The sequence below is a fragment of the Planctomicrobium limosum genome, assembly GCF_051465645.1.
In the GTDB taxonomy this organism is placed as follows: Bacteria; Planctomycetota; Planctomycetia; order Planctomycetales; family Planctomycetaceae; genus Planctomicrobium.
Window position 1 is genome coordinate 2,714,187 of record NZ_CP195790.1, and the last position, 12,293, is coordinate 2,726,479.

A 12,293-nucleotide genomic window follows, 5' to 3' on the forward strand; every position below is an offset into this window, starting at 1 on the left:
ACGACTCGAATACACAGCCGAGTCCAACAGCACAATTGAATCCAAATTTCACAACCAACTAGCAAGGAGTCAGTTACGTCGCCATGAAATCAAATAGTCATTCACCTTCAAAGAAATGCAAGAACCTAACCAATTCCCCAAACACGCAATCAAAACCGATGACCTGTGCATTCAGGCTATACTTCGCTTGCAAATATTGACACGAACAAACGCTGGCTCTGGGCCAGTCGATCGGTATGATTTGATTTGATACGTTTCAACCTCAGGTAATCTCGTATCAACTTTTCAGGATTTACTCTTGCCAAAGAGTTACGAATTGGTTGGAAGAGCAGCCAATTCCACCAGCGGAGTCAATGAAGTTCGTTCAATTGCCGATCCCCAAACGGATCCAATCCAGTTGCCTCGGCCAAAACAGTCTCACTGACACACCATTTTGCAAGTGCGTACCCTCTACGCCTTCCTTGCAGCAGAACAGGCAGACCCGTCATGACGTCACCTTCCTCTCGCCGCTGTCCTGGTCCACTTAGCCGTCGCGAGTTTATGAATATCGGGCTTACCGGGTTTGCCGGTTTGAGCTGGCCCGGTCTTCTTCGCCTGCGAGCTGAATCTGGAATCACTTCCAACAAAGAGAAGACCGCTGTCATTCTGGTCTGGCTGCCTGGCGGACTTTCACACCTGGACACCTTTGACCCGAAGCCAGATAGCGGCAGTGAATACCGTGGTCCGTTCAAGACGATTTCAACAGCGGTTCCCGGAACGATGTTCACGGAACTGCTGCCACGGCACGCTGCAATCGCCGACAAATTCACCGTGTTGCGTTCAATGAAGCAGTCAGCTGGCGGTCACCCTGCCGGTTCGATGCAGCTTCTTTCTGGTGACCCGGACACTCGTGATAAACCTAAACCACGATTCCCGGACTGGATGTCGGTTGCCGCATATCTGCGAGCTCAGGATGGCCGACGAAGCAACCCATTGCCGAACTACATCGGGGTGAACCCGCCAAGGGAATACAACGGTCCTGCTTACCTCGGGAATGCCTACCATCCATTCTCTGTGACCGGTGACCCGAATCTTCCAAACTTCGAAGTTCCAAACGTTGGACTTTCAAACGCCAAGGAAGCGGCTCGACTCAGCGATCGAGTCGCACTCCGCCAAAACCTGGACCTTCTCGAACGAAGCTTCGACCGCGAACGCGAGTTGAATGCTCTTGATGAGTTCGAAGATCAGGCAATGACACTCCTCACGAATCCCAAGACTCGTGATGCCTTCGACCTGTCAAAAGAAGATGCTGCAACACGAGACCGTTACGGTCGCAACCGCTGGGGACAGCAGTTGCTTCTCGCCCGACGTCTGGTTGAATCTGGTGTCGAAATTGTCACAAGCCAGTTGAGCGGGCCACTCTGCGGCCGGGTTCAGAACTGGGACGACCACGCAGTCAACCATCACGTCTTTGACGCGATGCGATTCCGTGCAGATGCTTACGATCAGGCATGCACAGCCTTGATTGAAGACCTGTATTCACGCGGACTCGATAAACGTGTTCTCGTCTGTATCACGAGTGAGTTCGGCCGAACTCCGAAAATCAACTATGATCGCAGCACCGGTGCTGGCAATGCCAGTGCACCAACGGGAACAATGCAGCCAGGTCGAGATCACTGGCCACGAGCATTTACCAACATTTGGGCCGGGGGCGGAATTCGTCCAGGACAGGTCATCGGAGCGACCGATCGTCGTGGTGAAGATGTTGTCGAACGAGCATGTGGACCAGGGGACTTCCTCGCCACTCTGTACCGTCACCTCGGAATTGATTCTGGCAATATCATGATTGACGACCTCAATGGTCGCCCAACTCCGATCGTTGATAACGGTAAGCCGATTCCAGAACTCGCACCACAGGTGACCACATGACCAAATGCTGGCAACTGTCCGTGTTTGCGATCGGAGTTTGCGCCTTACAGTTTATGTCACTGGTGGCGCAGGCAGCTGATGACGCGAATAAACTGACTTTCATCAACGATATCTCTCCAATCCTGACCAAGGCTGGCTGCAATGCAGGCCCATGCCATGCCAAGGCGATAGTTGGACAAAATGGATTCCGTCTTTCTCTGTTGGGATTTGAACCAGCAGAGGATTACGAACATATTGTCAAAGAATCACGCGGAAGAAGAATTTCTCCGCTTGCTCCAGAACATAGCTTGTTGTTGACGAAGGCGACCAACGTTGTCCCGCATACTGGCGGTAAACGGATGGAAGTCGATTCATTGAACTATCAGACAATTGTTCAATGGATTTCACAGGGGATGTACTACGACACTGACGCCGACCCAAAGCTTAAGTCCATCGAAGTACAGCCTTCGTTGAAGGTGATGAAGCCACACGAGAAGGAGCAGCTCAAGGTCCTAGCTCACTTCACGAATGGCACCCAGCGCGATGTCACTCATCTCGCGTTGTTCGAACCGAACAACAAGAGTATGGCGGAAGTCAGCGAAGAGGGATTGGTCACAATCTCTGATATTCCCGGCAACGTCGTAATCATGGTTCGCTACCAGGGAGTCGTGTCAGTATTTACTGCGAGCATTCCACTTGGCGCTCCAGTCGACAAACTTCCAGAACCAAAGAATTTCATTGACGAGCTCGTATTCAAGAATTTGAAGCAACTCGGGATTCCTCCATCGGAAATCTGCGACGACGCGACATTTCTCCGTCGAGTCTCCATCGATATCGCTGGTCATCAGCCAACGATCGAAGAGACAGAAGCGTTCCTTGCTGATACCAACCCGGACAAGCGTCACGCTCTTATCGAGTCTCTGCTAAGCAGCCCGGGATATGCAGACTACTTTGCGAACAAATGGTCAGCGCTGCTGAAAAATCGTCGCGACGCAACCAGTGACAAGACGGCTAATTTCGCATTCCATTCATGGATTCGCGACAGCCTTCTGGAAAACAAGCCTTTCAACCAGCTTGTGCTTGAACTACTCGGCGCAACTGGAGATGTCGTCGGAAATCCGGCTGTTGCATGGTACAAGCGAGTAAAAGAACCTGAGGCTCAGCTGGAAGACGTTGCTCAGCTCTTCCTCGGTGTTCGTATGCAATGTGCACAGTGCCACCACCATCCATTTGAGCGATGGAGCCAGAATGACTATTACAGTCTTTCTGCATTCTTCTCCCAGATTGGCCGCAAGGCGACTTCCACGCCTGGTGAAGACATCATCTTCCATAAGCGCGGTATTGCAAAAGCCGAGAACAAAAAGACTCGTCAACCTTTGACTCCAGCTGCTCTAGGCGATCCTCCGTTTGAGATTCTTCCAGACGAAGACCCTCGATTGTTTCTCGCCAACTGGATGGGACAGCCTGATAATCCCTTCTTCGCGAAGGCATTGGTCAACCGCTATTGGAAACACTTTTACAAGCGCGGGCTGATTGAACCTGAAGACGATATTCGGGATACAAACCCACCTTCGAATCCAGAACTGCTTGACGCGCTGGCGAAGCATTTCATCGAAAGTGGATACGATCTGAAACAGATCATTCGTGTCATTACTCAGTCTCAGGTGTACCAGCTCAGTGCAACACCGAACGAGTACAATATCGTTGACCAACAGAACTATTCACGCTTTTACCCCAAACATCTTCAGGCCGAAGTGCTTCTGGATTCGATTGATCAGGTGACTGGTGCAGTTACTGATTTCCCTGACCTTCCTCGTGGAACCAAGGCAATCTCACTTCCAGACAATAGCTACAACAAATCTTCTTACTTCCTCGCCGTCTTTGGACGCCCTGATGGAGCAAGTGTTTGTGAATGCGAACGCGTTGAAAGTTCAAGCCTGTCTCAAAGCCTGCACCTCATGAACAGTGGGGAGATCAAGCAGAAACTCACTGTGAGTCAGGGAACAGCCTTCCGTCTGGCCAATAACGACAAGCCGGTTGAGCAGAATATTCGCGAGTTGTATCTCATCACATTCGCCCGAGCTCCCCGGGGTGAAGAAATTCAAATTGCGGAATCGTACCTTGCCAAAGCTCGCGTCAACGACAAGGGAGAGCCGCTTGCCCCGAAGGTATCTTTACAACAAGGTTACGAAGACTTGATTTGGGCTCTTTTGAACACCAAAGAGTTTCTTTTTAACCACTAAGTTCAGCCTGACTGTTTCAGACTTAAGAATGCCATCTCAGAGAGGGATCCGCTGCTCGCGAACAAACATTCCGATCAGCGGAATCTCTTAATCAAGCAAGAAGCCCCTGCCAGTCAGTTCCAATCACACTGGAGATTGATCAAGGTTTTTCAGGCGACGGAGACGGTTGTTTCTTAGTCTCACAACGAAGATATCTGACTGCATGCCATCATGTGGAATGGCTCTGATTTCATCAGCCTGCTATTTCCTTCGTCACTGGCTTACTTACCCAGTCGTCGGTTCTCTTAAAAGGTCATGACATGACGTCTTACAGAATCCCAATGTCGGTTCTGGCCATCGCTTTGATGGTTGGAACGAATTCAATATCAAATGCACAGTCGGTGATTCTTCCGGCGCCTCGAATTCTGACGACGATGCCAATGGGTGGACAGGCTGGAACAACGTTTCCAGTGACCATCACCAGTGAAAGTGTCGACACGAAGGCTGAGTTGATCTTTTCAGATCCTCGAATCACGTCCGTCGCACAACTCAAGGCTGATGGCACTCCAGAGCTGAATAAGTATCAGGTCACAATCGCGGCCGATGCTCCTCCGGGAGTTTATGAAGCACGCGTTCTGACCCGACTCGGCGTGTCATCATCTCGCGCCTTTTCGGTTGGAGTGCTTCCGGAAGTCACCCGTGAGAAGCCGAACACCACATTGCAGACAGCACTGCAAATTGAGCCTAACTCGATCTGCAATGCATTCACAACAGCCAAAGCAATCGACCATTACACCTTCAACTCGACCAAAGGAAGCCGGGTCACAGTTGAATGCGTCGCAACAGGGATCGATTCAAAGCTGAAGCCAGTGTTGATTGTGGCTGACGAGAAAGGTCGAGATCTCTCAGTTGATCGTCGCGGGGGGTTCATTGATTTCACCGTTCCAGCAGATGGAACCTATGTCGTTAAGGTACACGGACTGACATTCCAGGGGGGCGGTGAATCATTCTACCGACTCGCCCTTCAAACACTGCCAGAAGGAATTGCAGCTGCTCGCCAGCCAGCTACAGAACCTGTCAATGCCATCTCCATTCCAGCCTCATCTGCTAGTGCAGTCGCAATTAAGGAAGCAGAGCCGAACAATCGTTCTAAGGATGCTCAGAAAGTTTCTTTGCCGTTCGATGTCGCTGGATCGTTCTTCCCGGCCGCAGACGTTGACACCTATGAGTTTGATGCGAAAAAGGGCGAAGTATGGTGGATCGACGTTATTTCTGAGCGAACAAAGCTTCCAACAAATCCGTTCGTGAACATCCAGCAGGTCGTGAAGAAGGGTGATGTCGAGAACGCTGTCGATGTTCTTGAGTTGAACGATTTACCAAGCCCAGTGAAGTTGTCGTCAAACGGATATTCGTACGACGGATCTCCTTATGATGTTGGAACAGCGGACGCCGTCGGCAAGTTCGAAGTCAAGGAAGATGGTACTTATCGTCTTCAGGTTCGTGACCTGTTTGGCGGAACACGAAACGATCCACGATGTACTTATCGCCTGATGGTGCGGAAGGCCGAGCCAGACTTTGCGCTGGCTGCATGGGCTCTCCACATGACTTTGCGTAACGGAGATCGCGCAGCACTTTCGAAACCAATTGCTTTGCGAAATGGTGCAACAATGATCTTCGAAGTCGTTGCAGTTCGCAAAGACGGATTCAACGGCGAAATTGAAGTCAGTGTTGAGAACCTGCCTGAAGGAGTCACAGCGCAAGGGTTCAAGATCCCGGCTAACAAGAGTTCAGGAACGTTGATCATCACGGCCGCTTCAGGTGCGAAATCTGCACACAGCATCGCCAAGATCGTTGCCAAGTCGACCATTGATGGGAAACCAGCAGTTCGCGATTGCCGTCTGGCCTCAATGGCATGGCCGGTACGCGATTCAAATCAGGAAATCCCAAATCCACGTTTGATTGCAGACGTCGCGGTCTCAGTCTCTGGTGACGAAGCAACTCCATTGACGATCGTCCCAGCGAATCCTGAAGTGTTGGTCGTTGCTGAAAACAGCAAGGTCAAAATTCCACTCAAGCTCACCTGGCGAGGGGAATATTCAGGTGCCGTGACTTTGAAGCCTACCGGTTCTGGTTTCGAAAAAGTCAAGACGATCAATGTCCCATTGAATAGTGAGACACTCGACGTCGAGTTGGACTTGGCGGACCTGAAGCTCCCGGTCGGCGATCATGTGTTTGCTCTCTACGGTGGAGCAGTCACAAAGTATCGCTATAACGTGGCTGCAGTCGATGCAGCAACAGAGGAACTCCGAGTGGCAACCGAGGAATTGACCAAGGTTACCGCTGCTTCTCAGATGGCGACGGAAGCTGCCAAAGCTGCAACTGGTGACGACAAGGCCGCTCTTGACGAACAGGCTAAAGTTGCAGCAGAAGCACAGAAGAAGGCCGAAGCAGCAAAGACAGGGATCGAAGCTCGACTGAAGGCGGCCACCAGTGCCGCTGCTCCAAGCGATATCGTTGATATCGTGGTCACAGAGCCGATTCGCCTGCAGGTTACAGCTGCTGAAAAGAAATAGATCTTCAGTTGAACAAGTTGAGGAGGGCTATTCGTATTTGGTCCAGCTAAACTACGAGTAGTCCTCCTTTCATTATGTCTACAGCACTGCCCTCCCCGACAAGTATCCGAAGTGTGGTCCTTCTCTCCTCTCCACACATGAACTTGCCGCATATTTTTGAAATGTGGATTCAATGACGCCAATGAGTCAATTGCGAGTATCTCTGGTTCGCTGTTGCGTGGCACTGACCGCGCTGTTGGCCATCGGAGTCGAATCAGCGAATGCAGAAATCGACTTTTACAAGGATGTCTATCCGATCCTGAAAGCGAACTGCATCTCGTGCCATAATAAAAAGACCGCCGAATCCAGCTTGAACCTGGAGAGCCCTGAGAGCATCAGAACTGGTGGAGACTCTGGGGCAGGAGTCGTGCCGGGCAAGGCCTTAGAGAGCCTGATCTATCTGGCTTCGACACATGAAGGGGACTCTGTGATGCCCCCTAAGAACAATAAAGTCGGCGCTGTTGACCTGACACCTGCCGAACTCAAGATCCTTGCCAGCTGGATTGACCTTGGTGCCAAGGATTCTGTCCAACAGATGCAGAAACTCAACTGGCGCCCAATCCCAGCCGGCGTTCATCCCATTTACAGTGTGGAAGTCACTGCGGATGGACGATGGGCCGCAACAGGACGTACTAATCAGGTTGCGATCTACGATCTGGCGACGCGACAATTCGAATCCATCCTCGCAGACAAGGCACTCGAAAGCAGACCGAATTCGCCTCCAGGTGGACGGACTCATATTGGTTTTGTGCAATCACTTGCATTCAGCCCTGATGGCAAGCGCCTGGCATCGGGTAGTTTCCGTGAAGTGAAGATCTGGAAGCAGCAGCAGTCTGACCTCGTTACTTTTAAGACCCCACAACTTGCAGATCTTGTTGCAACGACTCTCACTCCGAATGGTCAATTCCAGATCAACGTCGACAGCAAAGGTGACCTCCATCTGGTTGATCTTCAGTCAGGATCCGTTGTCAGGAAGATTTCTGCTGGTGCTGTTCAGGCGACGACTCTTGCCGTTTCACCGGATTCCAAAATTGTTGCACTGGGTGCCCCTGACAATGTGATTGGTTTCTGGAATCTGGAAACGGGCGAACGTGTCCTTGGCATCACTTCACCTTCTCCAATTCAGGCGATCGCCTGGGGGGCGGACAGTAAAGCCATTGTCGCTGCAGGCGAAGACAAAATCATTCGAGTCTGGCAGCTTCCTGAGGGACAGCCTGAAGCCGGCGTACCAGTGGAACTCAAAGGTGCGACCTCCAAGGTCACTGCTGTCATTTCTGCGATCAATCCAACTCGGGTGATTGCAGCGACCGACGATTCTCAATTTCATATTTGGGATCTCTCCAAGGGCCAACTGATTCAGTCACATAAGATTCCGGCCGTCACTACGTTTGCAATCACCAAAGACGGGGCAACGCTTATCGCTGGTTGCGTGGATGGTGCCGTTCGGATTTGGGATTTGAAGGCAGGTAAACAAACTTCCGAACTGAAAGGCGATGCCAAGAGCGTTCGGGAGGTCGCCGAGATCAACTGGCAGGTTGCGACGTTGACACTTGAGCTTGATTACCAGAAGAAGGAAGTCGCCAGACTGACTGCGGCAAACAAATCTTTGGATGAGGTTGTCAAGAAGTCCAAAGAGACGATCGAAACAGTCAACAAGGTCCTGCCTGAGCGTAAAAAAGCACATACCACGGCAGATGCAGCGAAGACCGCTGCCCAAAAGCCTGTCGATGATTTGAAGGCAAAGATTGCAGCACTTCCAGAGGGTCAAAAAGACGCAGAACTTGAAAAGCAACTCAAAGCTGCGGAAGACGCATTGACCAAAGCAGCAACAGGCGAATCGACTGCACTCAAGGATCTGCGTACTTCAGAAACTCACGTCAACGACGCGACAAATGAAGTCGAGATCGCCACTGCAGCACAGGCCAAGAATGTCGAGTTGCTCAACGCTGCTAACACCGCCACAACGACGGCTCAAACGGGTCTCGATAAAGCGAAGGCAGACCTCGCCGCAAAGCAGAAGACAATTTCAGAACGAAAAATGCATCCTGTTGCTGTCGCGATCTCGGTCGATTCCCAGACCGTGTCGGCCATTTTCAATAACGGTGAAGAACGAATCTGGGCTGTGGCCTCCGCGACACCAATCCTGACTGTCGACGGCACAAAGGAATGCCTTCGAGCATCGATTGTCTCGATCGCCCCTGGCCAGTTCATCACGTCTCTGCCTGACGGTACAGCGTCATTGCAGGAGACAAAGGCCAGATGGATTCTGGAACGGACTTTGGGAGACGAGAACTCGACAATTTTTGCAGATCAAGTCAATTCACTGCGGTTCAGCCCAGACGGAAAATCACTGGCAGTGGGAGGCGGTGAGCCATCTCGATCTGGTGAAATTAGCATTTGGGATATTGAATCCGGAAATCTGATTACGGAATGGAAAGATCGACACGCTGACACAGTGATCTGTCTGGACTTCTCACCTGACGGAAAGTTGCTGGCGTCCGGAAGTACAGACAAGCTGGTCAAAGTGTCTGACATCGCCAGCGGAAAGCAGATCAATCTGTTTGAAGGACACACCCACCACGCAATGGGAGTTTCGTTTCGCGCAGACGGCAGAATCCTTGCCAGTTCCGGTGCAGATGAAGCTGTTCTGATCTGGGATATGCAGATTGGCGAACGAGTTCGAAAGATTGCTGGGTGGACGAAAGAAGTGACTGCCGCCAAGTTCATGGGGGCATCGATCAACGTTGTGACAGCCGCTGGCGACAAACAGATTCGCGTCGTCAATGATCAGGGTGGTCAGGTCCGCACGATCGGGAATCTCCCTAACTTCATGCATGCTGTTGCCTGTACGTCTGACGGTACAATCATCGTTGCAGGTGGCGAAGATGGCGTGCTGCGTGTCTGGAACGCAGCTGATGGCAAAGAGCTGGCAACGTTTTCGAACTAGCCGTTTGCCGAACAAGAGTGGATGTCGGGAAGGAGTTTCATTCCCGACATCCTGCTTTGACTCTGAATTCTCTTGCTCTTGCGCAACTGCGACAGAAGGGATGAAGCCAATGCTCATCCCTTTCTGAATTGCAGAGCGTCTATGAAAATCGCCGGGCAAACACTCAGTCATCGTTTTTCCTCGACATATCAACTTCGTCGAGGTGAGACATCTCATCTGACTCTGCGATTGACGCCCTTGCCATTGAGCTTTCACCAACGACTTCGGGACCGGGGAATTGTTGCTCCATTTCCACCAGTCAAGGTCTCCCGTGATTCAAATGGGAAGCCGATGCGGGATGGTCAGGGACAGGTGCTGACGATCTCCGACACCAGAAATTCAGAGTATTTGAAAGAAGTTGATCGCTATCATCGTGTGGTTGCCGTCCTTTCTGTCGTGGAGGCGTTGCAAGCTGATCCGGATGTGAGTTTCGAAACTTCGATCCCCGTTGATCCTGCAGGTATTGAAGAGTGGTGGCAGTATGCCGATGGCGTGTTTCTGGAGATGGAACAGGCTGGCTTTGCCGCTGGTGATCTGATCTTGCTTTGCCGAGAAATCTGTCGTTTGAGCAATCTCGTGGATGACCATTTGATGGTTGCTCAAAGTTCTTTTTCGCAGAGCCGGGAACACGTTTCCGGTTAGAGACGGCGCTCGGCTCCCCACGTTCACTGGACTACCAGATTCTGCGAGTATGTGAACGCCTGCATCTGGATGAAGAGCGATTCCAGAGCCTCTGTTACGAGGCACAACTTCGCCTGCTGGCCTTCACTCAAATCCGAGAACGAGAAGAAGCCGCTGTCTTGCACCTGCCCTGATGAACTTTCAGTAAGCGTCACACACAGATGCGTTACCACACTGTGCGCGAATCATCAAACTATCGGGATGAATAACATGACCGACTTAACAAGTCTGGCCGGAGTCGAAGGGCAGGAAATCAGTCCGGAGCAGATTCGTGGAATTCTCGCGCAAATCGACCTCGATCTGATGAATCTGGTTCGCGATGGAAAGCTGGCCGCATTGAAGTATGCAGTGAACGGGGGGGCAGGACAGTCCACCGACCGTGCCGCCAATCTGCAATCGTTGTTGTCAGCAAGAGACTATTACCAGCGTCTCCTGGAGTCACGCCCAGTCTGGTCGACAACTCAGGCCAGCGTGGAGTGAGTTCGCAGGCTCTGTGGTTTGTCGGGGCAAAGGCAACATCGTCGCTGAAGTTAGCCTGGACTTCCTGTCGACAACCAACACCTTCCACGTTCAGAGAGAGAAGCAATGGATGATTCCTCTGACCGGATTCTGGAATCCCTTTGCCAGATCAATGTGAACCTCGAAGGACTGCGAGTCACTCTTAGTGGTGTCTGTGAACGTGCCGGGGACCACGAAACACGTCTTCGGGAAATTGAGGTCTGGAAACACAGACTCTCTCCGCTTGTCGCCTGTATGTCATTTATTGCAGGTGGAATTACGAACGTGCTGATGGGGCAGTTCTGGAAATGATCGCAGAGATCTGCCTCTTCTCCGGTGCGTCACAATTCACTCGCTCGTATTCACTTCATTCCAACCGCAAAGCAGGTCTTCGGACTTCAGGAGTGGGCATGTCTGTCATTTCTCAACTCATGCAATCCGATTCTTCCCTGATCTTTCGAGACTGGGGTGTTCCCGCACAACTCCGCGAGACAACCAGCAGCTACAACGTTGAGTCGGGGGAAGTCGATGAACAGTCATCTACGACACTGGTGACGATCATTCCGCAGCAGAACGAGACCAACCCTGTAGCGGCGACCGCCGCAACGCTGCAGTTCAATGAACATCACTATCTGATTCAAAAGCTGGATGTTCCGCAGGGCGTCGTTCTCACTTCGTCGCAACTGTTGGTGAATGAAACCTGCTACCGCATTCTGACGGTCCATGAATCGCAAGTCCCGGGGCTGCTTCTGTTGCACTGCGTTCCTTAGACCGGTTCGGTCTCTCATGCGGCCGAGTAGCAGCGTTCTTCAGTGAAGAAAAGCTGAATCCCACTTGCCTGAAACGCTGCATCATTCCTGAAGAATGCTGGAGACGGGCCTCTTCCATTACTGGTGCAATCAACAGAAGAATTCCGATTTCATTGAACGGCATTCAGAGAACGTTCGAACCATGATGCAACTCAACATTCAGGTCACCGGAGACGCTGCGGAGCGTATTCGCGAACTTGCTTCCGAGCAATTGGCAACGTCACGAGACAAGATGGTGCAGGATGCTTCCATTGCATCTTTGCAAGCGATTATTACGGCGACACCCGTTGATACGGCTCGAACACGGTCGGCGTGGGTTCAAGCACTCGAACAACTTGGAGGGACTCCACCTGCAGGTTGGGAAGGCCCTCATCCAACTGAAGCTGAAGCCGGACGACGACAAGGCCAGCTGAGCCGCACCAGCGGAGACAGTCAGTCATCGGTAGTTGCTACGAATAGCGTGAGCTACGTGAACTATCTGGAGTATGGAACCTCTCGCAGGGCTCCGTTTGCGATGGTTCGACGCGGACTGCAGAACGTCAAATCACTCGTTGCGCTGATGTTCCGCCTGTAGATCCGTTTTGTTGGCATCGCAGTC

9 protein-coding genes are annotated in these 12,293 nt (G+C 51.7%); all 9 read left to right on the forward strand.

Going from position 1 to position 12,293, the window contains the following annotated elements; all coding sequences use genetic code 11:
• Positions 1–486 precede the first annotated feature (486 nt).
• The 9 genes from SH527x_RS10135 to SH527x_RS10175 all read left to right on the forward strand — a co-directional run bounded on the left by SH527x_RS10135 (position 487) and on the right by SH527x_RS10175 (position 12,269).
• The gene (locus SH527x_RS10135) at positions 487–1,908 is read left to right on the forward strand and encodes a DUF1501 domain-containing protein (protein ID WP_437194543.1); all 1,422 of its coding nucleotides are present in this window, start codon (positions 487–489) and stop codon (positions 1,906–1,908) included.
• Positions 1,905–4,130 (forward strand): DUF1549 and DUF1553 domain-containing protein, encoded by a 2,226-nt coding sequence (locus SH527x_RS10140; RefSeq protein ID WP_437194544.1) that lies wholly within the window; start codon positions 1,905–1,907, stop codon positions 4,128–4,130. The genes SH527x_RS10135 and SH527x_RS10140 overlap by 4 nt, the downstream gene beginning before the upstream one ends.
• 299 nt (positions 4,131–4,429) lie before the next feature.
• Entirely contained in the window at positions 4,430–6,682 is a 2,253-nt protein-coding gene (locus tag SH527x_RS10145) for a serine protease (RefSeq protein WP_437194545.1), read from the forward strand.
• Between the two features lie 181 nt (positions 6,683–6,863).
• Positions 6,864–9,668, forward strand: a complete 2,805-nt coding sequence (locus tag SH527x_RS10150) for a c-type cytochrome domain-containing protein (RefSeq protein WP_437194546.1) — start codon at positions 6,864–6,866, stop codon at positions 9,666–9,668.
• Positions 9,669–9,905: 237 nt separating this feature from the next.
• Positions 9,906–10,349 carry a hypothetical protein gene (locus SH527x_RS10155; protein ID WP_437194547.1) on the forward strand — a complete coding sequence of 148 codons (444 nt, stop codon included), beginning with the start codon at positions 9,906–9,908 and terminating at the stop codon, positions 10,347–10,349.
• A 249-nt stretch (positions 10,350–10,598) separates the two neighbouring features.
• The gene (locus SH527x_RS10160; protein ID WP_437194548.1) at positions 10,599–10,868 is read left to right on the forward strand and encodes a hypothetical protein; all 270 of its coding nucleotides are present in this window, start codon (positions 10,599–10,601) and stop codon (positions 10,866–10,868) included.
• A 105-nt stretch (positions 10,869–10,973) separates the two neighbouring features.
• Positions 10,974–11,198, forward strand: coding sequence for a hypothetical protein (locus SH527x_RS10165; protein WP_437194549.1), 225 nt, complete (start codon positions 10,974–10,976; stop codon positions 11,196–11,198).
• A gap of 98 nt (positions 11,199–11,296) precedes the next feature.
• The gene (locus SH527x_RS10170; protein ID WP_437194550.1) at positions 11,297–11,656 is read left to right on the forward strand and encodes a hypothetical protein; all 360 of its coding nucleotides are present in this window, start codon (positions 11,297–11,299) and stop codon (positions 11,654–11,656) included.
• A 181-nt stretch (positions 11,657–11,837) separates the two neighbouring features.
• Positions 11,838–12,269 carry a hypothetical protein gene (locus tag SH527x_RS10175; protein WP_437194551.1) on the forward strand — a complete coding sequence of 144 codons (432 nt, stop codon included), beginning with the start codon at positions 11,838–11,840 and terminating at the stop codon, positions 12,267–12,269.
• Positions 12,270–12,293: the final 24 nt, after the last annotated feature.

Excerpts from the sequence above, each read along its gene's own strand:
- SH527x_RS10135 (WP_437194543.1), top strand. The coding sequence starts at position 487 with ATGACGTCACCTTCCTCTCGCCGCTGTCCTGGTCCACTTAGCCGTCGC.
- SH527x_RS10160 (WP_437194548.1), top strand. The coding sequence starts at position 10,599 with ATGACCGACTTAACAAGTCTGGCCGGAGTCGAAGGGCAGGAAATCAGT.
- SH527x_RS10140 (WP_437194544.1), top strand. The coding sequence starts at position 1,905 with ATGACCAAATGCTGGCAACTGTCCGTGTTTGCGATCGGAGTTTGCGCC.
- SH527x_RS10175 (WP_437194551.1), top strand. The coding sequence starts at position 11,838 with ATGATGCAACTCAACATTCAGGTCACCGGAGACGCTGCGGAGCGTATT.
- SH527x_RS10165 (WP_437194549.1), top strand. The coding sequence starts at position 10,974 with ATGGATGATTCCTCTGACCGGATTCTGGAATCCCTTTGCCAGATCAAT.
- SH527x_RS10145 (WP_437194545.1), top strand. The coding sequence starts at position 4,430 with ATGACGTCTTACAGAATCCCAATGTCGGTTCTGGCCATCGCTTTGATG.
- SH527x_RS10150 (WP_437194546.1), top strand. The coding sequence starts at position 6,864 with ATGAGTCAATTGCGAGTATCTCTGGTTCGCTGTTGCGTGGCACTGACC.
- SH527x_RS10170 (WP_437194550.1), top strand. The coding sequence starts at position 11,297 with ATGTCTGTCATTTCTCAACTCATGCAATCCGATTCTTCCCTGATCTTT.